20 protein-coding genes and 1 pseudogene are annotated in these 21,587 nt (G+C 43.2%); 5 read left to right on the top strand and 16 right to left on the bottom strand.

Going from position 1 to position 21,587, the window contains the following annotated elements; translation table 11 throughout:
• Nucleotides 1-18: 18 nt before the first annotated feature.
• The 8 genes and pseudogenes from PPM_RS11605 to PPM_RS11575 form a co-directional block, all read right to left on the bottom strand.
• On the bottom strand, nucleotides 19-2,040 hold the full coding sequence (locus PPM_RS11605; RefSeq protein ID WP_013371047.1) for an NAD(P)/FAD-dependent oxidoreductase: 2,022 nt from the start codon (nucleotides 2,038-2,040) through the stop codon (nucleotides 19-21).
• A 285-nt stretch (nucleotides 2,041-2,325) separates the two neighbouring features.
• On the bottom strand, nucleotides 2,326-2,856 hold the full coding sequence (locus tag PPM_RS11600; RefSeq protein ID WP_013371045.1) for a hypothetical protein: 531 nt from the start codon (nucleotides 2,854-2,856) through the stop codon (nucleotides 2,326-2,328).
• A gap of 139 nt (nucleotides 2,857-2,995) precedes the next feature.
• Nucleotides 2,996-3,871, bottom strand: a complete 876-nt coding sequence (gene aguB / locus PPM_RS11595) for an N-carbamoylputrescine amidase (RefSeq protein ID WP_013371044.1) — start codon at nucleotides 3,869-3,871, stop codon at nucleotides 2,996-2,998.
• A 29-nt stretch (nucleotides 3,872-3,900) separates the two neighbouring features.
• Nucleotides 3,901-4,932 carry an agmatine deiminase family protein gene (locus tag PPM_RS11590; RefSeq protein ID WP_013371043.1) on the bottom strand — a complete coding sequence of 344 codons (1,032 nt, stop codon included), beginning with the start codon at nucleotides 4,930-4,932 and terminating at the stop codon, nucleotides 3,901-3,903.
• A gap of 118 nt (nucleotides 4,933-5,050) precedes the next feature.
• A complete protein-coding gene (yfcE, locus tag PPM_RS11585; protein ID WP_013371042.1) occupies nucleotides 5,051-5,602 on the bottom strand; it encodes a phosphodiesterase in 552 nt (183 codons plus the stop codon).
• A 155-nt stretch (nucleotides 5,603-5,757) separates the two neighbouring features.
• A pseudogene (locus PPM_RS30395) lies at nucleotides 5,758-5,853 on the bottom strand (sugar O-acetyltransferase); the annotation flags it as partial.
• 185 nt (nucleotides 5,854-6,038) lie between these two features.
• Nucleotides 6,039-7,454, bottom strand: coding sequence for a glycoside hydrolase family 1 protein (locus tag PPM_RS11580; protein ID WP_013371040.1), 1,416 nt, complete (start codon nucleotides 7,452-7,454; stop codon nucleotides 6,039-6,041).
• Nucleotides 7,455-7,713: 259 nt separating this feature from the next.
• A complete protein-coding gene (locus PPM_RS11575; protein WP_013371039.1) occupies nucleotides 7,714-8,622 on the bottom strand; it encodes an ROK family protein in 909 nt (302 codons plus the stop codon).
• Between the two features lie 320 nt (nucleotides 8,623-8,942).
• On the opposite strand from PPM_RS11575, the gene PPM_RS11570 reads away from it, so the two are divergent.
• The 3 genes from PPM_RS11570 to PPM_RS11560 all read left to right on the top strand — a co-directional run bounded on the left by PPM_RS11570 (nucleotide 8,943) and on the right by PPM_RS11560 (nucleotide 11,044).
• The gene (locus PPM_RS11570) at nucleotides 8,943-9,278 is read left to right on the top strand and encodes a ribosomal protein L7/L12 (protein ID WP_013371038.1); all 336 of its coding nucleotides are present in this window, start codon (nucleotides 8,943-8,945) and stop codon (nucleotides 9,276-9,278) included.
• A gap of 16 nt (nucleotides 9,279-9,294) precedes the next feature.
• Nucleotides 9,295-9,774 (top strand): Cys-tRNA(Pro) deacylase, encoded by a 480-nt coding sequence (gene ybaK / locus PPM_RS11565; protein ID WP_013371037.1) that lies wholly within the window; start codon nucleotides 9,295-9,297, stop codon nucleotides 9,772-9,774.
• A gap of 79 nt (nucleotides 9,775-9,853) precedes the next feature.
• On the top strand, nucleotides 9,854-11,044 hold the full coding sequence (locus PPM_RS11560; RefSeq protein ID WP_043885944.1) for an oxalate decarboxylase family bicupin: 1,191 nt from the start codon (nucleotides 9,854-9,856) through the stop codon (nucleotides 11,042-11,044).
• Nucleotides 11,045-11,057: 13 nt separating this feature from the next.
• Here the strand turns inward: PPM_RS11560 and PPM_RS11555 are convergent, their stop codons facing one another.
• The 4 genes from PPM_RS11555 to PPM_RS11540 all read right to left on the bottom strand — a co-directional run bounded on the left by PPM_RS11555 (nucleotide 11,058) and on the right by PPM_RS11540 (nucleotide 14,064).
• A complete protein-coding gene (locus PPM_RS11555) occupies nucleotides 11,058-11,918 on the bottom strand; it encodes an NmrA family NAD(P)-binding protein (RefSeq protein ID WP_013371035.1) in 861 nt (286 codons plus the stop codon).
• A gap of 74 nt (nucleotides 11,919-11,992) precedes the next feature.
• Complete coding sequence (locus tag PPM_RS11550) at nucleotides 11,993-12,421, bottom strand: nuclear transport factor 2 family protein (protein WP_013371034.1); 429 nt, start codon at nucleotides 12,419-12,421, stop codon at nucleotides 11,993-11,995.
• Between the two features lie 167 nt (nucleotides 12,422-12,588).
• Nucleotides 12,589-13,173 carry a TetR/AcrR family transcriptional regulator gene (locus tag PPM_RS11545; RefSeq protein WP_013371033.1) on the bottom strand — a complete coding sequence of 195 codons (585 nt, stop codon included), beginning with the start codon at nucleotides 13,171-13,173 and terminating at the stop codon, nucleotides 12,589-12,591.
• A gap of 171 nt (nucleotides 13,174-13,344) precedes the next feature.
• Entirely contained in the window at nucleotides 13,345-14,064 is a 720-nt protein-coding gene (locus PPM_RS11540; RefSeq protein ID WP_014599726.1) for a YebC/PmpR family DNA-binding transcriptional regulator, read from the bottom strand.
• A gap of 218 nt (nucleotides 14,065-14,282) precedes the next feature.
• Between PPM_RS11540 and PPM_RS11535 the strand changes: the two genes are divergently transcribed.
• Nucleotides 14,283-15,047, top strand: coding sequence for a spermidine synthase (locus PPM_RS11535; protein ID WP_013371031.1), 765 nt, complete (start codon nucleotides 14,283-14,285; stop codon nucleotides 15,045-15,047).
• On the opposite strand, the gene PPM_RS11530 is transcribed toward PPM_RS11535, so the two are convergent.
• The 4 genes from PPM_RS11530 to PPM_RS11515 form a co-directional block, all read right to left on the bottom strand.
• Entirely contained in the window at nucleotides 15,044-16,789 is a 1,746-nt protein-coding gene (locus tag PPM_RS11530) for a proline--tRNA ligase (protein ID WP_013371030.1), read from the bottom strand. The genes PPM_RS11535 and PPM_RS11530 overlap by 4 nt on opposite strands.
• A 322-nt stretch (nucleotides 16,790-17,111) precedes the next feature.
• On the bottom strand, nucleotides 17,112-17,807 hold the full coding sequence (locus PPM_RS11525) for an adenylate kinase (protein ID WP_013371029.1): 696 nt from the start codon (nucleotides 17,805-17,807) through the stop codon (nucleotides 17,112-17,114).
• A 97-nt stretch (nucleotides 17,808-17,904) separates the two neighbouring features.
• Nucleotides 17,905-18,948, bottom strand: a complete 1,044-nt coding sequence (locus PPM_RS11520; protein WP_013371028.1) for a carbohydrate kinase family protein — start codon at nucleotides 18,946-18,948, stop codon at nucleotides 17,905-17,907.
• Between the two features lie 234 nt (nucleotides 18,949-19,182).
• Nucleotides 19,183-20,472, bottom strand: coding sequence for a glycoside hydrolase family 27 protein (locus PPM_RS11515; protein WP_013371027.1), 1,290 nt, complete (start codon nucleotides 20,470-20,472; stop codon nucleotides 19,183-19,185).
• A 210-nt stretch (nucleotides 20,473-20,682) separates the two neighbouring features.
• Here PPM_RS11515 and PPM_RS11510 point away from each other — a divergent pair, with 210 nt between their 5' ends.
• A complete protein-coding gene (locus tag PPM_RS11510) occupies nucleotides 20,683-21,576 on the top strand; it encodes a rhodanese-related sulfurtransferase (RefSeq protein WP_013371026.1) in 894 nt (297 codons plus the stop codon).
• Nucleotides 21,577-21,587 lie beyond the last annotated feature (11 nt).

Raw genomic sequence — 21,587 nt, 5'->3', positions numbered from 1 at the left:
ATCACCTATACCCTCAATTTAGTAAGAATAGGAGAACTCATTTTTAAATTCGTCTACCCGTTGAATGGTTTTCAGAATATTCCGACCTTCACGGGTGCCATCAATAATACGACGCGCTTGTTTGCTGTCTCCGATATTTACAACTTCCACCTGATGCTCTTTTCCATATTGAAGCAAGCTATCCATCAGTGGAGTGTATGAACGCATACCCAAACATACGAACCCTAGATCAAAAGGAATCTCAAACTCCTGTTCTCCATGCTTTACTTTGAAGCGGTCGCTGCACACTTCTATCAAAGCCGTCTCTGTATGGACATTTACTCCCCTTTCCTCCACCATTTTCATCATTGAAATGCGGGTAATCATATCCAGATCCTTGCCCAATAAAGGCATCATCTCAATGATAGAAACTTTTTGAGCCCCGCGTTCCGCATAATATTCTACAACATCCAGTCCCACGGCTCCGCCACCCACTACAGCAATACGTTTGCCTTCAAACTCTTGAAAGTTCTCCATGTTGTTCAACAGGTCAAAGATGGAAAATACTTTTGTACCCGGTTTGCCTAGTTGATCGTGCAGACCTGCAATGGGTGGAAGCAGTGGCTTGGCCCCAGTTGCATTGACAATAATATCAGGATTCAGAGGACTAATCATCGACATATCTGCTCTTGTACCCGTGACAATGTTCAGATTGGTTAACTGCTTGGTGCGCTGAATCAGATAATCTGGGAAATCATTGATGCGCGTTTTGTCTGGTAAGCGAGCAATATCACGCGCGAGGCCACCCAGTTCTGGCTTTTCTTCGAAGAGAGTTACTTTGCAGCCTACCTCAGCCGCTGTACAGGCCGCTTCCATCCCCGCTGTGCCCCCACCGATCACAACGACTTGAACACTGTTTCTAACTCGTTGTTTCCTGTATTCAGATTCCTTGAACAGATCCGGATTAACCGTACAGCAAATTGGTTTACTTTTGGAGATACGGTGATCGGCACAACCAATGTTGCAGGAGATGCATTTTCTAAGCAAATGCTCGTAGCCGTTTTGCACTTTAAGCACCCAGTTCGGTTCTGCGATCAAACCTCTGCCCATTGCCAGAAGATCAGCGTCACCTCTTGCCAAAATATCCTGAGCAGCCTGTGGGCTCCGTATATTACCCGAGGTCATCGTGACCTTTCCGAATTTTTCTTTTACCGCTTTGGCCATATATGAGCGCCAACCATCAGGCAGGTTCATCCCGTCAATCTGGAACTGGATGGAATCATTTAGAGCTGCGGAAACGTTCAAAATATCTATCTCATCATTGAGATACTCCAGTAACTCCAGTGTATCTTCCAAGGTGTTCCCACCTTCTGTGAACTCCTCCGCACTAAAACGTAAGCAAATGGGGAAAAATGGGCCCACCACTGAACGAATTTCATCAATGACTAATCTGGCAAAACGGGTACGGTTTTCTGCATTGCCGCCAAATTCATCCGTACGTTTATTATACACCGGCGAAAGAAACTGGCTCAGCAAGTAGGAATGTCCTGCGTGAATTTCAACACAATCAAATCCTGCGCGTTGCGCTCTTCCCGCTGCTTCTCCGTATTTACGAACAATGGCATAAATTTCTTCTTTTTGTAGAGGTCTTGGGATCGCTCCACCCTTTTTAGAAGGAATATTCGAAGAAGATACGGGCTGAACTCCGTTCAGTCGTCCTGCATAAGCCGAAGCACCCGCATGGTTAATTTGTACAGAAACACATGCCCCATAAGAGTGCAGGGCTTCTGTTAATCTAAACAGTCCAGGAATAAACTGATCATTATCCATCCGTAGCTGAGTTGTGCCGTTCGTACCCATGGGGAAATCCAGACAAACATTTTCTACTGTGATCAGGCCAGTCCCCCCTTTAGCCCGTTGCACGTAATAGTCAATATGATCCTGAACAAAGCTTCCATCCATGGCAGCAAAGTTGGTTCCCATTGGGGGCATTACAATCCGATTCTTCAAGGTCATGCGCCGTATGGTCAGAGGTTCAAATATCGCAGGATAGTAGTTCATTGTTCTTCCTCCTTGCAGGTTTGCAAATTTCATTTTCAAGTTTCATTAAATAACTTTTATATGTGATTTTTTTCACTTTAAAGGATATCGAAGTTTTATTGATTACGATCATTCCTTATGAATTGATTTTATATCATTAAATATATAAATTCTAATGCTATTTTATGTACTGAATCATAGTTTCAGTCTATAGATGAAATATAGTCCTACATAAAAAAAGGAACAATCCTTTGAGAAATGTTCCTTTTGACTCAAACCAAAATCATACTTTTATTCATTATTCACCTACGCATTCGTTCTTTTGAAGCCGAAGGGTCTACGCTCCAATTTCCCTTCCCTGACATATCTGTCCAGTAGTTCACACATTGTAGCATATCCATTGTTTCTGAATGAAGTTGCGTAGGCAGTGGCTTTAGGAGAAGTGTTCAAATATTGAAGGAAAAATCCTTCGTCTATCACCTGCGTATCATAAATATAAGCTTCAATCGATGTATGCCATTCTGGGTGATGCTCCCCAATATTCACAAACAGACAATGATCACCATGTAAATCAGCTGACCATATTCCATCAATAATCAAGTCTGTTTCTTTTTGTTCCAGCCATTCAAACTGAGTTGGGAACGTCTCGTACTCCGAAGGTCTGATTTGACGGGTTACGGTAGCCATTCGTTCACATAAACGCTGCGCAGATAGCGTATATTCGTCCCACAAGCCCAAAATAGCCATATCTCTTGCACGCGAGTATTCCCACTCTTGATCTTCTTCGGCCGAAGTTTGTAAGTGTGTGAACGTTTGGTCTATCCCCTTATGCCTCATTGCTATTCTTCTTCCTCCGATCTATCACAAGATGTATTCCATTTAGAAACCAAAAATCCCTTGCTCGAAAAGCCGTGTGAGTTCAGAAAAGAAACATCACGGCTTGACAGCAAGGGAAATATACCTATCTGTATACAGATTATACTTTTAGATCACCATCATAGGTAGCAATCATTTTGTATAGTTCGGGACGACGGTCACGGAAAATGCCCCATTCGATCCGCCCTACTTCGAGCTCGTCCAGATCAAATTCAGCAGTAAGCACTTCTTCATCAGTACGACTCGCTTCTGTGATTTTGTTCCCCTGAGGTCCGGCGATAAATGATGAGCCGTAGAAATTGATACTGGATTCTTCATCTGTTTCCATTCCGATGCGGTTGGAAGCAATGACTGGAATCAGATTGGAAGCTGCATGACCTAGCATGCAGGTCTGCCAGTGGTCCTTGGAGTCAATGGAAGAATCCTGTGGCTCAGAACCAATCGCTGTCGGATAGAACAAAATCTCTGCGCCCATAAGCGCCATACAGCGGGCCGCCTCGGGATACCATTGATCCCAGCATACGCCTACCCCAATTTTGGCATAACGTGTATTCCACACTTTAAACCCAGTATCGCCCGGATTAAAATAAAACTTTTCCTCATACCCAGGACCGTCCGGAATGTGGCTTTTACGGTATTTACCCAACACTTCGCCGTCTGCATCAATGACAGCAAGACTGTTGTAACGAGCATAGTTTTTCTTTTCGTAAAAGCTGATTGGCAGCACAACCTGCAATTCTTTGGCAATCTTCTTGAAATGATTAACCGCTTTGTTGTGCTCCAGCTCAGTTGCATATACATAATAATCAGACTTTTCCTTCTGGCAGAAGTACGGAGTTTCGAACAATTCCTGCAGCAAAATAATTTGCGCGCCTTGGGCTGCCGCTTCACGTACCAGCTTCTCTGCTTTGCTGATATTTTCTTCAATATTGGTAGAACAGCTCATTTGAGTTGCTGCCACTTTTACTTTTCTCACCTTAGTCCTCCTTATGAATGTTGTATCGTTTAACGCTTTACAGCAGGCATCTGCTGGGTTGTACAGTGTACGTTACCGCCTTCACGGATAACTGCCATACCATCTACAGTGCGGATCTTGCGATTCGGAAATACTTTTGCTAGTACTTGCTGGGCTGCAAGATCGCTCTCAGCGGCAGTTCCGCCAAACACTGGCAAAATAATGCCACCATTCACAAAGTAGAAGTTAATATAGCTCAGTGTCAGCCGGCTGTCTTCATAATCCACACGCGGAGGTTGGCCGATCTGAATCACTTCCAGCTTACGACCTTTGGCATCCGTTGCTTGCTCTAAGATGCGCAGATTTTCCTGCGTGATTTCGTAATTTTCATCCTCAGGATCATCACATACTTGCATAATGACCTTGCCAGGAGCAGCAAAGCAAGCAATATTGTCCACATGACCATCCGTTTCGTCGCCACTGAGTCCACGTTTTAGCCATATAATTTTCTCGGCACCTGTATATTCGCATACGTACCGTTCTATTTCTTCTCTGCTTAGTTCCGGATTGCGATTGGGATTAAGCAAGCACTCTTCGGTTGTAATCAGGGTGCCTTCGCCGTCTACGTGCAGTGAACCGCCTTCCATTACTAGTGGTGCATCTAACCGTGGAACTCCAAGTTTGTCCAGAATTTGCGGCGCAACCTGGTCATCCAGATCCCATGGAGCATATTTGCCGCCCCAGGCATTAAACATCCAGTTTACACCTGCCAACTGACCATGTTCGTCTGTCAGAAAAGTTGGACCGTTGTCACGCAACCACGCATCGCTATGCTCTATCGGCAGCAGTTCTACCCGTTCCCCAAGTTCAAGCGCTTTAACGCTCTCCAGATCATCTGGATTTACGACTACGGTAACTGGTTCAAATTCCGCCATGGCACTTATAATTTCGGCATAACCCTTACTTACCTCGGCATGCATCTCCGGGTAAACCATTGAAGATTGTACAGGCCAGGAAATATACGTACGTTCATGTGGCGCCCATTCAGGCGGCATCTTATAATGTGAATCCTTAATTTGCATGTATTGAAGCTCTCTTTCTTTTCAAAATGTAGACTCCGCTCCTATCATACAACAATATGATCTTTGTCTCAATCGAAGCGGAAAAGTTTTAATAATTCACATTGTAATTTAAAGAAAATCACTTTAAAAAGGTGATTGTTTTTACTGTACTGCCATCAAAATCCTTCACAGTAAATTGTGCTCCCTCCAGCACACCATAAGAGGATGGGTAGTTTTCTTTTGGCAATGCGATCGAACCAGGGTTCAGTACAAAGACCCCATTTTCCACATCTGCTACCGGAATATGAGTGTGTCCCTGAATGAACACATCCCCTGCTTCCAGTGGCGGCAAATTTCCGATACTAAAACCATGTCCGTGCGTGACATAGATTCGCCGTCCTTCATGATACAGCAAAGCATAATCACCCATCATTGGAAACTCTAGCAACATCTGATCCACTTCTGCATCGCAATTCCCGCGCACCGACACTGCAATGTGGGATTTGTATTGGTTCAGCATAGCAGCCACTTCCGCCGGGTTATATCCTTCCGGTAACGGATTACGCGGTCCATGGTACATATAATCTCCAAGCAAGACAATACGGTCAGCTTTCTCCTCCTTGAATTTTTCCAGTGCTAATTGCAACCAGTACAGCGAACCGTGAATATCTGATATAAACATTAATTTCATATTTTTCCCTTCCTTTCTGAATAGACCATTGTAATTTAAAAATGTTCCTCTTACGTTCATTATTACACTATTCCCTAAACAAATCTGTGCAAAAATGTTTCTTTACGTTTGGTATGACGCAAAACTACAGCTCCAGATAAGCTGTAGTTTTATGGTTAATTCCTTTTATACTTGTGCTTATCATCTTCGGTGATTTTACGGATGACCTTGCAAGGGTTTCCTGCGGCAATCACGCCAGAAGGAATGTCTTTGAGCCCTAATTGTGATTTTTCTTTTTCTGTCATAGCTTGTCTACACTCCGTTTATGTAGCTGGATACTTGTCGTAAATGACGCTCATGAAAAAATTTGGCGACCGCTTCCTCCGTAATAAAGCAGAAGCGGTCGCCACGTAAAACCATCATTATATTTTACAACTTAATTTAATTATATTATAAATTAACGCTTCAAGCTTTCACCGTTCGTAGCAATAACTTCTTTGTACCAGTGGAACGATTTCTTTCGATATCTTTCAAGTGTACCGCTACCATCATCATGACGATCTACGTAAATGTAGCCATAACGTTTTTTAAGCTGAGCAGTCGACGCGCTGACAAGATCAATACAGCCCCAAGATGTATAGCCCAGAACCTCTACTCCATCTTCAATCGCTTCCCCAACTTGAACCAAATGATCATTCAGATAGTTGATCCGGTAGTCATCTTCAACCGTTTTTTCACCTTTTTCATTGGTGATAAGCTCGTCCACAGCGCCCAGACCATTTTCAACGATGAACAGTGGTTTTTGGAAGCGATCATAAAATGTATTCAGCACATAGCGCAGACCTTGCGGATCAATTTGCCAGCCCCACTCACTTGCCTCGAGATGCGGATTGCTAACCCCACCGAGGATGTTACCTTCACCTTTGACTTTTTTAGCTTCGTCAGCCGTCTCACAAGTACTCATATAATAACTGAACGAGATAAAATCAACCGTATGCTTCAGATCTTCAGCATCACCTGGCTCAAAATGAATAGAGATTCCGTTTTCTTTGAAGAAACGTTTCATGTAACCTGGATACTGACCTCTTGCATGAATATCGGCAAATGCCATGTTTCTGTGATCAAATTCCATTGCTGCAATCACATCGTCTGGATTAGGTGTCAGCGGATAAGTAGGCATACTCAGTACCATACAACCAATTTTGAAATCAGGATTAATCTGATGACCGATTTTTACTGCTCTTGCACTCGCTACCAGCTCATGGTGAATAGCTTGATAAAGGTCTTGTTCACTAAGTTGATCTTTTGGTGTGCTAATCCCGCCACTCATGAATGGTGCTTCAAGAATGGAGTTGATTTCATTGAACGTCAACCAGTATTTTACTTTATCTTTGTAGCGATTAAATACAGTTGTTGCATAGCGCTCATAGAAATCAACAAGCTTACGGTTTACCCAACCATCGTATTCTCTGGACAAATGTAAAGGTGTTTCATAGTGAGATAATGTAACGAGTGGCTCAATACCATATTTATGAAGTTCATCAAACAAATCATCATAAAATTGCAAGCCTTTTTCATTAGGCTCAAGTTCGTCACCATTAGGGAAAATACGTGACCAAGCAATGGAAGTACGGAACACTTTAAAGCCCATTTCCGCAAAAAGTTTGATATCTTCTTTATAATGATGGTAAAAATCAATACCGATCAACTTCATATTATCTTCTGTTGGTACATCCGTAACCGGCCCCCAACCACCACGAGGAGTTACATCCTGAATGGACCAGCCTTTTCCGTCTTCTTGATAAGCGCCTTCGAGCTGATTAGCAGCAACTGCTCCGCCCCACAGGAAATCTTTTGGAAACTGTGTACTCATATTTTCTCCGCCTTTGCTGATGTTTTTTCATTAACTAGGACATAAACACGTTACCTCTACGCTAATGTTTATAAAGTACTTCTAATTGAATCTTAAGGTTTGTAACGCGTTTCATGTCAAGTATTATTTTAAAAACTTGCAGAGTCTATAATCGTATTATCTCCAATACATACTTCCCTATTTATAACAACGTCCCCACCCATCCATCCGTTAATTACCAATTGTAACTTGGGTGAGCCCTTCTTCTATAAAATGGTCTCTATTTTCTTTTTTCCACCAATTGCAAATTGTAGGTCAGGCTTTCAAGGGTAACTGAAATCAACCCATACATGTATTCATCGTGCGTATCGTTTTTCACAAAAATCTCAGGCATATGTTCTTTGGGTACATCCTTTAGACAGCCGTTATAAATATCATCCAGCAGTGCTGGCTTAGATAACTCTCCTGTCAAAGCGATCGATACAGGGTCTATAATCGCAATAATGGATGTTATCGTTTTGATCGCCAAAAAAACAAATTCCTGTGTGCTATTTAACTGTTTAAGCTGTTCCTCTCTCGTTATGCCAAAGGGTAAAAAGGAAACTTCCCCGGCAAATTTGGTATTTCCTTTTAACAAATGTCCATCGACAATAAAACCCGCTCCCGGAAAATTATCCTTGGGAAACGTAACAATAGCGAAGGTTTTGTCCTCATCATAATTTTGCATGTTATAAAATCCATAGACGGTCAGATGCATATCATTTTCAATGGTGACTTCTACCCCGTATTTATCTTGAAGGCGTGGTCCTACAGGGACTCCTATCAGCAGATCAAGATCGCAGACATCAATAACCCCTTGATGAACAACCCCCGGGATGCCAATACCAATCGCTTTAACGTTTTCGTAGTTGTTAATCAGCTCTTCAATTTGGTGATCTATTACTTCATAATCAATATGAGGCACAACGGATGTGTTCTCTGCAATAATATCGCCAAGCATATTGGCAACAGCATAAGTAAGAGAATCTACTCCGCCTTCCGTTTTCACAGTTAAACAAATAATATAGGAATAATCAGCGTTATATTTGTAACGTCTAGCCGGACGCCCACCGTTCGATTCTTCCAATTCCATCTCTAATACTTCTCCGGTTTGAAGAAGCTCATTTAGAATATTTCCGCAGGTTGCCACACTAAGTCCTGTAATACTGGCTATAGATGACTTGGTTGCATATTCCTTGGATTTCAGTGTGTTTTTAACTAGCTCTACATTAATGTGTTTGACCCGAATGGTATTATTGGAAACTGGTTGTATTTGAATACACTCCTTTTGAAGTGATTATAAAAAGCTTAATAATAAGCTGTAATATAACGCTCGGTCTGCAATAAGTCAATTTGCACTACCCGTACGCAAAGAATATGATTCTCAATTCGATTAGTCAACCATCATGATATACTATGTTTAAGGGACAAAAATTTAATGATAAAACTAACAAGAAAAGGGAGATTCTATTGGCAACTAGCGAATATGTAGCAATCATTGCATTGATCCTCTCCGTCATACTTTTGTTCAAGGTCTATCACCTTCAATCTCGGCTTAATGACTTGAAATCCGATGTGGAGCGTCTTGAGAATCGTTCAGGACTAACGGGAACCTCGATGTCAAATACAATCGCTCCTCCTGCTCCACATATCCAACATGCAGATGCTTCTGAAGAAATCAATGAAAGGCTGCTTCTACTGATCAGGGAAGGAAATAAGATTAAAGCCATAAAAGAGTTAAGAACCGCTAAGAATCTTTCACTTAAGGATGCAAAAGATTATGTAGATTACTTGGAAAAACGCTAAGAAAGGAAGAATTAAAATGAGTGTGAGTAAAACAAACGCTATGCGTATATTGGACGGGCAACACATCCACTACAATATTTTGAGTTATGACCACCAAGACGGAAAAATAGACGGTATGAACGTAGCCGAAAAGATTCAAAGAGCACCGGAATCTGTTTTTAAAACTTTGGTTGCACATAGCAAACAAAGTCTGTTTGTTTTTGTCATTCCTGTACATAAAGAGCTCGATCTCAAAAAGGCTGCCAAATCTGCGGGAGAGAAGAAAATTGAAATGCTTCCAGTTAAGGATCTGCAAAAGCATACGGGATATATTCGCGGCGGCTGCTCTCCCATAGGGATGAAAAAGATCTATCCCACTTATATCGACCAGCCTGCATTTGAGCTGGAAACGATCGTCGTGAGCGCTGGGAAAATTGGAACCCAAGTGGAGCTGAGTCCGCATGATTTAGCCCAAATCATCCAAGCACAGTTTACAGATCTAACGCACACGGCATAAAACTCATCACGTCCTCATAAAATCTTTATGCGTATTTTCTCTTAATCCTATGCTTCAACTTGGAGAGGAAGATCAAATGATGCATAATGATTGCTCGAAAAAAGTCAGAATCCCCCAGCCCATAAGAAATGATGGCGCAGGGGGGATTGACAAGGGTCCACGTGATGTGATGAGGGATTTACAAAATCCAGATATGCTGGTTCCTCCCGTAACGGACAATGGTCTCATACCGAATATGAGGTTTTCTTTTTCAGACGCCCATATGCAGCTTAATCAGGGTGGATGGTCAAGAGAAGTTACAGTAAGGGAATTACCCATTGCCACAACTCTTGCCGGCGTGAATATGAGTTTGACACCGGGCGGTGTCCGCGAACTTCACTGGCATCAGCAGGCAGAATGGTCTTATATGCTGTTAGGTAGTGCTCGCATTACGGCAGTTGACCAAGATGGACGTAATTTTATTGCTGATGTAGGCCCTGGCGATCTCTGGTACTTTCCACCTGGCATCCCGCATTCTATACAGGGCCTTGAAGAAGGCTGTGAATTTTTGCTGGTTTTCGACGATGGCAGTTTCTCCGATCTGAACACCTTATCCATCTCGGATTGGTTCGCACACACACCTAAAGAGGTGCTCTCTGCAAATTTCGGGATTCCAGAAGCCGATTTTGCAGAGATTCCTCAAGACCAAGTCTACATCTATCAGGACTCCGTTCCCGGTTCAATTCAAAGTCAAGCGGTTCCTTCTCCCTACGGGACGTTGCCCCAATCCTTTAAGCATGAGTTACTAGCTCAGCCCCCGATCAAAACACCAGGCGGAAGCGTACGGATCGTTGACTCCTCCAATTTTCCGATTTCCAAAACCATTGCAGCTGCCCTTGTTGAGATTGAGCCTGGAGCCATGCGAGAAATGCATTGGCACCCCAATAATGACGAATGGCAATACTATCTTGCCGGGCAAGGACGGATGACTGTCTTTGGCGGTAATGGTGCAGCTCGTACATTTGATTTCAGAGCCGGGGATGTTGGATATGTGCCCTTTGCTTACGGTCATTACATTCAAAATACAGGTTCTAGCACACTATGGTTTCTTGAGATGTTTAAAAGTGACCGTTTTGCAGATGTGTCCTTAAATCAATGGATGGCTCTTACGCCTAAAGAACTGATTCAAAGTAATTTACACGTTGGCGCTGATGTGATCTCTAATTTACGAAAGGTCAAATGGCCCGTCGTCAAGTATCCTGGTTACTCTTATGACCCTAAAAAGAAATAAAGGAAACACTTTGTCATGATGTCTTCCAGCTGTTTCCGTGGCTCAGAACAAACTGCTCAAATGAGACCGGACAGCGCCCAGTGACAAGCTTAACGGTATCGGTCACTTGGTCTTCACTTCCATTTTCACGTATCCTTCTATCTAATCCTGCCAGCATATCTGCATATTCCTCAGGCATTCCAGCGTGAACCATGCCCGCTTTCAACTCTTCATCAGACAACGAGATATGCTGGATCGGTTGGACTGTTGATTTCCCGATCAGTTCAGCCACTTCGTCATATGTTAGTGATTGAGGTCCAGTGATGACATGAGCCGTGTTGTGTGGTTTATCGTCAATAAGAGCCCTCACTCCCACTTCTGCAATGTCATCTGCACTTACGAAGCCTATTCTCCCGTTTCGGGTTGCACTATAAATGGCCTTGTTGTTTTTGATCGTGCCCACATGCTGGCCTTCTGTGAAATTCTCCATAAAGTAGGATGGCTGCAGTACAGCCCACTCTGGAGCTAATCTACGAAGTGCTTGATGCACAGGTCCAAATACTGGTCCGTCCTCAGGCACAGATGCGCTCCCTAACAGCACAAATCTTTGCACTCCGGCACTCAAGGCTTTTTCAATAAAAGGAATCATCACTTTGGCGGGATTGACGTCCAGCACAGGTACTACCAAATAAATTTTACCTACATTCATCAGCGCCTGTGCATGTGTTGATTCATCATACCAATCAAAAAATACATAATCCGCCCCTTCCGAATTGCCAGGTTTAGTACGCCCTGCCAAACGTACCGGATACTGAAGTTGCATAAGTCTGGCAGCTACACGGCTGCCTGTTTTGCCGTTTGCTCCTGTAATCAACGCTATATTTCTGTCTTTCATGAAATTCAACTCCTATTTTTAATTTTTTATTTTCGCCTAGATCTCTATATCCCTATGAGAATTGACTTTTTCATTCACGATTCTAGAGCTTCTAGAGCTACCAAAGGGTTCCAATAATCTTTGTAGTGACTAATTTTTCCGTTCTTCAGCTTAATAACAGAAATGTAGGTTTGATTATACGGTTTACCTGTGCTCACAGCCTGCGCCTCAGAGGCGAATTCGGCCACGAATAAACTCGGGTCCGTTGTCGTATGGATAGTTGGTGAAGAGAAATGCTGAATCCGAAGTATACTAGGAAACTCCTTAATATACTCGTAAATTGCTGCTTTACCCTGAAGCACTTGTACAAAATGTTTAGGTGCATAAGGGAACTCGAAAACAGCGTTATCATCAAATAATGAAATCCATTGCTCCATATTTTCTTCTAACAGGTTGCTCGTAAATTTATGCATGACTGCTTGTGCTTGCTGTTTTGCATCGTCAGTATTCGGATTGATATTCATGGTAGACACCTCGCATATTTATTTTAATTTCTGTTTAAAAAGTGAATTTAAGACGCGAAAATAAACATAATCATTCTAGACTGAATAGTCTATAATACTCAAAAAAAATATTTGACTAATCGGTCTGGAATGTTCAAAAAATAAACGCTATTAAGCGTTCATAAAGATCAATCCAAAACCGACAGTGTTGTACGTACAATATCTCTAAGCACCTCAGTGCTTGCGCCTGTCTTGGCGGTAAATGTCAATGATAGTCGGGCATGATTTAGAAATCTGGCGATTGACAATAGCTCAGATTCTGTAGCATGAATCTCCCCCTCTTTTTGGGCGCGGACTAGGGCGTTGTAAAAAGCAAGTTCAAGCTTTTCAGTATTTTCAGAAATAAAAGCTTTGATCTCATGATGATGCGGAGCCTGTTCAATAGCACTGTTCATAATAAAGCATTCCTTGGACAGTCTCTTATCCGTCAACACTCTAACAGATTCATTAAAAATCGTCGCTATTGCATCCTTAATGCTCCCAGGTTGACTGAGCAGATGAACTACGGCTTCAGTTTTGTCACGTATATAAAGCTGAATAGCCGAAAAAAATAAATCATATTTCGTTCCGTAGGTATCATAAAGACTCTGCCGCGCTATACCCAGCTGATCCAGTAAAATTGTCAAAGAAGTTCCCTCATAGCCATGCTCTCCAAATACAGCCATAGCTTTTCGCAGAACACTTTCAGTATCAAATTCTTTAGCTCTTCCCAAACCTCATGTTCGCCTCCTTGACTATGATTATAATTTTTACAGACTGATCAGTCAAGAAAATGAAATTGATTTTATATCATTTTATTCACAAAAAAAACCATCGTACCGAAATACGATGGTTTAGGGATGTTTATTTTATCCAAACGCTCAGATGTAAATGATGCAATCCGATTATTCCTCAGAGTCTACGTTGTGGTACACCTGCTGAACATCTTCCAAGTCCTCTAATGCATCAATCAATTTATCAAATTGAACCTGTGCATCTTCCGGAAGAGTAATATCATTTTGGGCAAGCATGGTGAGCTCAGCCACAGTAAACTCAGTTACTCCTGCCTGCTTGAAAGCTTCCTGAACAGCATGGAATTGATCAGGCTCTGCATATACGATGACGGCTTCATCTTCTTCAATGATGTCACGAACCTCGACATCTGCCTCCATCAGCAGCTCCAGCACTTCATCTGCGGTTTTACCCACCAGACCAATAACTGCCGTGGAATCAAACATGTAGGCTACAGATCCGCTCACGCCCAAGCTACCGCCATTTTTAGTAAATGCAGAACGCACATCCGATGCTGTACGGTTTACGTTATTAGTCAGTGCATCTACAATGACCATGGAGCCGTTCGGTCCGAAACCTTCATAACGAAGCTCTACGTAGTTTTCATCGCCAGCACCTTTTGCTTTTTCAATAGCACGGTCAATGATCGCTTTCGGTACATTGTACGTTTTTGCACGTTCTAACACGACTCTTAGTACCCGATTGGATTCAGGATCAGGCTCGCCCTGTTTGGCTGCCACATAAATTTCCACGCCAAATTTAGCATATATACGACTCGTATTAGCATCCTTGGATGCCTTCTTTTCTTTAATGTTATTCCACTTACGTCCCATAATATCCCGCTCTCTTCCTGTATGAATATACACAACGAACTTCATTATATCCTTGTATATTATATCTCCTAAAGGACATACGAACAAGTTCAAACAACTCCGTTATGGAAAAATAAACAATTCTACCTAATTAGGGATGCTTCAAGAATGTGAACTTTCAATCCCCTCATCTATGGACAATAATCCTATGAATGTCTAAGATGAGGAGGAAGTCTGACTTGAAGGAGATTATTCACTTGGATGTCTTACATAAAAAGTTGAGCAATAACCATGAAATCACGGTATATGAAACCACGGAGCTGTATGGTGAAAAGGGATTATTTCGCGTGATGCAATTCTCCAATGCAGCCATCCAAGGTGCGATGGATTTGAATCATCCGCAACGTATTCTGTTCGAATATCCCAGAGCAATCATTCATCTCATGGAGCTGAACGACCCGTCATTTGAAGACGTGTTTGTTATCGGACATGGTGTAGGCACGATTGCGGGTCATTTTGCAGACAAACGCTTTAAGATTGCCGAGCTGGACGCACAAGTGGTAGAATTCAGCCGAACATTCTTTGGATACGACCAGGACAATGTAGTTATTGGTGATGGACGCCGCATTCTGGAGAAGGAGAGCCCGGATGCTTATGACTATATTATTTTGGACGCCTTCACGGAGCAGGGTACGCCTTTGCATTTAATATCTTGGGAATTTTTCAAAATGGCCAAAGAAAAGCTGGATGCAGAAGGCTCGCTAATTATGAATTTGATAGGCAAAAGCGAACACGATCATCTGATCCATGCCATTCACACAACGCTGCGTGAAGAATTCGCCTATGTTACCACGTTCTCCCTACCCTCGGAAGGCATTGCTGACATCCAAAATATCATTATGATAGGTCGAGACAAGCCCATTCGGTTTCAAGCACGTCAGATGGCTGACTTTCATGAGATTGCACTTGGAGAAGGCCATATTCTACGGGATACAGATGCTTAGTGTTGAATGAGGTTCAGTATCCGTCTCTCTACATCATGGATATGAATCGACTCTTTGTGGCTGCTTCTTCGCTCTACGAACTCTACTTTTCCGTGTTCAGCATCTTTACCAACGACGATACGCGCGGGAATACCTACTAAATCCGAATCTTTAAATTTAACCCCTGGGCGTTCCTCACGATCATCTAGCAACACCTCCACACCGCGATCCTGCAGTTGGCTGTATAAGTCCTCAGCTATTTGCATCTGAAGCCTGTCTTTCACAGAAATCGGAATGATATGAACCTGAAACGGAGCGAGCGCATGCGGCCATATCATTCCGTTCTGATCATGATTTTGCTCTACAATGGCGGACAGGATTCGGGAAACACCAATACCATAACAGCCCATAATCATCACTTGATCAGTTCCGGACGCATCCAGAAAAGTCGCCCCCAGCTTTTCACTGTACTTGGTGCCCAGTTTGAATACGTGTCCAATCTCAATTCCTCGATGAAGTTCCAATTTCCCTTCGTCACACCGAGAACATCTATCCCCTTCTATAACATTGCGCAAGTCAGCCACATGGCGAAGATCTAGATCGCGTCTTGGATTCACATGCCGATAATGGTAGTCCTGCTCGTTCGCGCCTGCAAAACCGCTGGACATTTGGACAACGGCGTAATCGACCCACACAGGGATTGTTAAGCCGCATGGACCTATGAACCCGGGTGGGGTTCCAGTCGCCTTTGTGACGGCATCTGCATTTGCTATTTCGAATTTTTCATTACCTAAAATTTGTTTAACTTTTACTTCGTTGATCTCATGATCTCCTCTGACAACTACCGCAATTGGCTGATCGTCAGCCATATAAATCAGTGTTTTGATGATTTCCTTCGGCTCTATGTGAAGCGTTTCAACGAGTTGATTTATGGTTCGCAAACCTGGAGTGTACAGTTTTTCCATTTTATCTGTATCAATTGAAGGATGGCTGTCATGTTCATCTTCATTGGAGACAGAAGATATTCCTACGCTCCCCGTCGTCCGTGGCTCCGCCTTTTCAAGATTGGCAGCATAATCACAGCAGGTACATGCCACAATGGTATCCTCTCCAATCTCAGCCAGTGCCATAAATTCATGAGTTTCACCCTCACCACCAATAGCGCCTGCATCTGCTTCGACTGCGCGAAAATTCAGACTGCAGCGGGTGAAAATACGTTGGTAGGCCTGGAACATCGTCCAATAAGTGTGATCTAGTCCTGCCCAATTGGCATCAAACGAATAGGCATCCTTCATCAAAAATTCTCTGCTGCGAAGCAGACCAAACCGAGGACGTCGTTCATCCCGAAACTTGGTTTGAATTTGGTACAGTGTTACTGGCAATTTCCGATAGGAATTCACCTCATTTCGTATTAAAGACGTAATGACCTCTTCATGTGTAGGACCTAATGCGAACTCCCGATCATGCCGATCTTGCAGACGCATCAGCTCAGGACCGTACACATCGTATCTCCCCGATTCTTGCCACAGCTCCGTTGGCTGTAATACAGGCATTAACAACTCTCCAGCCCCTGCACGATCCATCTCATCTCGTACAATTTGTTCCACTTTTCTGAGCACCCGTCTGCCCAGTGGCATATAGGTATACATTCCAGCCGCCAATTGGCGGATAAATCCTGCCCGCAGCATCAGCTGATGGCTGATCACTTCGGCCTCTGCAGGTGCTTCACGTAAGGTTGTCAATAATAATTGGCTTTGGCGCATGTGTGGCTTCCTCCTTGTAAGAACGTAAAATGTACGCAAAAAAGACACATCCGTCAGGGACGAATGTGTCGTGGTACCACCCTTCATTTGACCGTAACCATATACGGGACGGTCCTTCTTCAGATAACGGCATCTGGCCGGTAACGGTTTATCTTACGCACCGCTACAGCTCGCAAGGCAGGGAAACGTTCATTCGCGGCGAGAAACCTTTCAGCCCATGGGTTTCTTCTCTGTACAGCGGGTAATTGAACCTTTGATCCTTGGTCTACACTATTCCTATATATTACAATTTTCACCACTTTACACGAAACGCAGGTTTGAGTCAAGGAGATAATTGTCTATCTGGGCTCATCCAGGGACATGAACAATATTTAGATTTTAGGATAATCAAATTCCGTTCATTACCATATTGCAAAATGAGCGGCCAGATTTTAGGACGGATACGCCTGCGAAAACCCAGAACAAAGCGGACAAACCGAGGTGAAATATCCCAAATACGAACAGCTTCCCGCTCTATTCCTGTGGGTAACTCCTTGGAAAATAAAAAACGGTTAAGCGAACGTGTGATAACACCTGATATTGCCTCAATCGTGCTGACATCCATCACGATGATTGTATCGGAACGCTGGAGTCGCTCGGTAAAATAACACTCATGATAATTCCCTTCGATAATCCATTCTTCCCTTTGCAGGACTTCTCCCAGCTGTTTGTGAAATTGCTTGTCCGTACTCCGCTTCCACTCTGGCCCCCAATACAAATCATCCAACGAGGTATACGGCAAATGAATCCACATCGATAGACGTTTGGCCAAAAAAGTCTTACCGCTCCCCGGTGAGCCGATTACGATAATACGCTTAGCATGCTGCACAGCGAGAAGATCGTCACTTTGTCCTGCACGTAAGGTCGAAATGGAATAGATCAGTCGATATAGTAAACCTACTGCCAAAGCCCCTCCCTTTAAAAGCAAATAAAGTAGGAACAGCGGTAGAAAAACAATAGCGTATTTCACACTGTCCATCAGACAACCTGCTCCTTTTATAAATTCAATAATTGAGACCATTACGTCCGTGAAGCTCTAAATACACGCTGCTGTAGGTTAGTGTTCTCTTCTTTACTTATGTATTTTTCTTTTTAAAATACACACCCTTAAAAAAAACAAAATTTTGCGAATGTGTGCCATACAGCTCCTGGAATCTAGAATGAAGTTTATTCATAGAAATGGTGTCTGAGACTGTCCGATCCGTTTGTATGGTTAAATCGACACAACTGATTCCAAACTGGCACACTTGTTCCATAGGATAACCTTGGGTAATTCCATAAATCATCCCGGCAATAAAAGCGTCGTCTGCGCCTGTGACATCAATGACCTGTTGAAATGGGTGTATAGGGATTTGTCCATAAGTACCATCTTGAGAAGCAAACAACACACGCTCAGCACCGCAGATAATAATGACATTTTGAACCCCAAGTTTGTGAAAAACTCGGGCTGCGTCCAATATCTGCTGATCATCTTTAAGTTCAAGTCCCAAATAAGCTTCAGCCTCTTCCGGTTGGCATACCAGCCATTCCACCCCATGCAAATTTCGTGGAAGCTTTCTCATCTTGGAAGCTGACACCGAAGAAACGACAAGCGGAACCTGATGTTCCAGACAGACATGTATGGTGGCCGCTATTACGTTCATAGAAAAATTAGTGTCCAGCAGAACGAGTCGGGACGAGGCGATTAAAGGAATATTTTCAAAAATTATGGAAGGACGAATCTGATCATAAATCTCCATTTCTGCTGTCGCTACAATCATTTCACCATGCTCGTTCAGCAAGGCAGTATAGACACCGGTTGACGATTCACCTTTGACTTGAAGAGGAATCACGTTCATGTAACGGCTGGACTGTTCGATGATAAATTCACCTTCAGCATCGTCCCCAACTGCGGTCAGCAGGCTGACCCGTCGACTCAACCTCCCTAAATTTTCAGCCACATTCCGTGCTACCCCACCGCAAGATTGCAGACTAGTGCTGCTCGGGTTGGAGGTGTGAAGCTGAAATGTACCTTTAATCATGATTTTACGATCCAGATTGGCCCCTCCGATACACAGAATTTGTTCACTAGAGGGCCAAGGCTCGTCCTGCTCATTTTTGTGAATTTTTTTTAATTTCATCATTTGACTCCTTTCTCGACTCTATTCGCTAGAATGATTTAAATTTGTGCAGAAATAGGTACTCTATAAACCTAACATGTTCCAAATGTCAAATTCCCAAGAATCATGTCGAGTCCGTTAAAAATATCATAAAGTTACACATACAAAAAAATCACCTTATCGTAAAAACATCCTCCACTTTACAATAAGGTGACTAGAGCTGAACGTGCAGCTTAGATCCTTCCTAACATCCTGTTATTTTATAATGAATAGTGCAGCTCCATGAGGGGGTAAATCTGCAGACAGTTCCTGCACTATATCACCTAAATCCACATGGTTCCATAAGTCTCTGGCACTTGCCTGCCCTTCAATTCCAAGCTCCTGTAAGGACACACGGACTGTGGAAGCTTCATCTCCAGCATTAAATAAAGCCGCATATACGTGACCTTCCTCGTTGTGAGAAGTCCAAACGATATGTTCATCCTTTCTGTAGATCTGTCGCGCATTCACACCGTTGTGATGAACATCAAGCACTTCTTTGTTCGTCAGCAATGAAAGTGTCCATTCGTCATTATCACGCAGTTCTCCCCCAAACATCAGTGGAGACCGGAAAATGCTCCATAAGGTCATCATTGTCAGCTGCTCATCCTTCGTAAAGCGTGTCCATCGATCATGACTGCCGGAATCTACTGAATCTACCGAACGAATACCCAGATGGCCCAGTGGCAACATGTCGCAATCCGGCCAGTGACCTGGACCTACATGTTCCGCCCATTTCTCGCAGCGCTCAAACATACCATACAGTAAAGGCCATACATCCCAGAAGTCATCAGTCATACGCCACATATTCGCGTTTGCGATTAAATCAGATGCATGCTCCAGCGGTGCAGGACCAGGCGATAGACTCAACACCATCGGACGTCCGCATTGGGCGATAGCCCGCTTAATCAATTCAATTTCCGCCAAATGAATACCATAGAGACGTGATGCAGCAATGTCATCTACTTTGACAAAATCCACACCCCATTCCGCATACAGGTCAAATAACGAATTATAATACTCCTGTGCGCCTTCCTTGGAAGCATCTACCCCATACATATCTGTGTTCCAAGGACAAATAGAGTTAGGATGTGCAATTTGTCTGGCTGTAGCTGTAGTTCCTAAAATCGGAGTATCCTGATGAACCGCCTGGCGGGAGATGCCTCTCATAATATGTATCCCAAATTTTAATCCCAGACCGTGTACATATTCCGCAAGAGCTTGGAAGCCGCGTCCATCTGCTGCCGAAGGAAAACGATTCACCGCTGGAATCAGACGTGAATATGAATCCATTTCCAATGGGACAAACGGGCGATACTGTGAAGATACTGCTCCTGACTCATACCACTGAATATCCACCACAACATATTCCCAACCATATTCCTTCAGGTGCTCCGCCATATATTGAGCATTTCCTCGCACTTCCTCTTCCCGTACTGCTGCACCGTAGCAATCCCAGCTATTCCACCCCATAGGTGGTGTATGCGCTGTCAAATGATGTTTCATTGAATTCATCCTTTCATCTGCTAGACCTCAACCTGTTACTGCAAATCTCATCAACCCCACAATACCATTATAATGTAACCCCTTACTTTTGTCGCTCGTCATCTTTTCCGTTTCCACTTTTTATACATTTGTGTTGACTAACTTAAAGAATGTGGTACATTTAAACTTGCTTGTTAAAAAACTTTGACTTGAATCAGAGGGTGATTTTACATGTGTGAACATGCTTATCGAATTTTGTTGTTTTACAAATATGTCAATATTGAAGATCCTGCCACCTTTACGGCAGAGCATCTGGCTTACTGCAAAGAGCTGGGCGTCAAGGGAAGAATCTTGATTGCTGAGGAAGGAATCAACGGAACACTGTCCGGTACAGTAGAGCAAACGGAGCAGTATATCCGTGATTTGCGCGCCAATCCGAAATTCCACGATATCGTTATTAAAATAGATGAATCTGACGGTCATGCGTTCAAGAAAATATTTGTACGCCATCGTCAGGAGCTGGTTACGCTACGTCATGAGGACGAGCTGGACCCTAATGTTATTAGCGGCAAGCGTCTATCACCAAAGGAGTTTTATGAACAGCTCCAAGATGAAGATGTCGTGGTTCTGGACGGACGTAACGACTACGAATATGACATCGGTCATTTCCGCGGAGCTATTCGCCCCGAAGTTGAATCGTTCCGTGAATTTCCACAATGGATACGCGATAATATGACTGGGTTCAAGGATAAAAAAATCCTGACATACTGTACCGGGGGTATTCGTTGTGAAAAGCTGTCTGGTCTGCTGATTAAAGAAGGCTTTAACGATGTAGCTCAGTTGGATGGCGGCATTGTGACTTACAGCAAGGACCCAGAAGTACAAGGACGTTTGTTTGACGGTAAGTGCTATGTATTTGACGAACGAATTTCGGTTCGGATCAACCATACAGATGAAGACGTTGTTGTTGGTAATTGCTACCACTGTGAAACAACAAACGATCATTATATTAACTGCCCCGTGTGCAATCTCCAACATATCGTGTGTCCAGATTGCGAAGAACAGCATCAACACTATTGCTCTGACGATTGCCGAACTAAAGCGGAAACTATGGCTTCTGCATAAACCTTCAGAAT

It is taken from the genome of Paenibacillus polymyxa M1 (assembly GCF_000237325.1).
Classification (GTDB): domain Bacteria; phylum Bacillota; class Bacilli; order Paenibacillales; family Paenibacillaceae; genus Paenibacillus; species Paenibacillus polymyxa_C.
This window is presented reverse-complemented; position numbering and strand designations above follow the sequence as displayed.

Coding starts and splice junctions, on each gene's coding strand:
- PPM_RS11605 (WP_013371047.1), bottom strand. CDS start 2,040: ATGAACTACTATCCTGCGATATTTGAACCTCTGACCATACGGCGCATG.
- PPM_RS11600 (WP_013371045.1), bottom strand. CDS start 2,856: ATGAGGCATAAGGGGATAGACCAAACGTTCACACACTTACAAACTTCG.
- PPM_RS11590 (WP_013371043.1), bottom strand. CDS start 4,932: ATGCAAATTAAGGATTCACATTATAAGATGCCGCCTGAATGGGCGCCA.
- yfcE (WP_013371042.1), bottom strand. CDS start 5,602: ATGAAATTAATGTTTATATCAGATATTCACGGTTCGCTGTACTGGTTG.
- PPM_RS11580 (WP_013371040.1), bottom strand. CDS start 7,454: ATGAGTACACAGTTTCCAAAAGATTTCCTGTGGGGCGGAGCAGTTGCT.
- ybaK (WP_013371037.1), top strand. CDS start 9,295: ATGAGTGTGAGTAAAACAAACGCTATGCGTATATTGGACGGGCAACAC.
- PPM_RS11560 (WP_043885944.1), top strand. CDS start 9,854: ATGCATAATGATTGCTCGAAAAAAGTCAGAATCCCCCAGCCCATAAGA.
- PPM_RS11555 (WP_013371035.1), bottom strand. CDS start 11,918: ATGAAAGACAGAAATATAGCGTTGATTACAGGAGCAAACGGCAAAACA.
- PPM_RS11550 (WP_013371034.1), bottom strand. CDS start 12,421: ATGAATATCAATCCGAATACTGACGATGCAAAACAGCAAGCACAAGCA.
- PPM_RS11540 (WP_014599726.1), bottom strand. CDS start 14,064: ATGGGACGTAAGTGGAATAACATTAAAGAAAAGAAGGCATCCAAGGAT.
- PPM_RS11530 (WP_013371030.1), bottom strand. CDS start 16,789: ATGCGCCAAAGCCAATTATTATTGACAACCTTACGTGAAGCACCTGCA.
- PPM_RS11525 (WP_013371029.1), bottom strand. CDS start 17,807: ATGGACAGTGTGAAATACGCTATTGTTTTTCTACCGCTGTTCCTACTT.
- PPM_RS11520 (WP_013371028.1), bottom strand. CDS start 18,948: ATGAAATTAAAAAAAATTCACAAAAATGAGCAGGACGAGCCTTGGCCC.
- PPM_RS11515 (WP_013371027.1), bottom strand. CDS start 20,472: ATGAAACATCATTTGACAGCGCATACACCACCTATGGGGTGGAATAGC.
- PPM_RS11510 (WP_013371026.1), top strand. CDS start 20,683: ATGTGTGAACATGCTTATCGAATTTTGTTGTTTTACAAATATGTCAAT.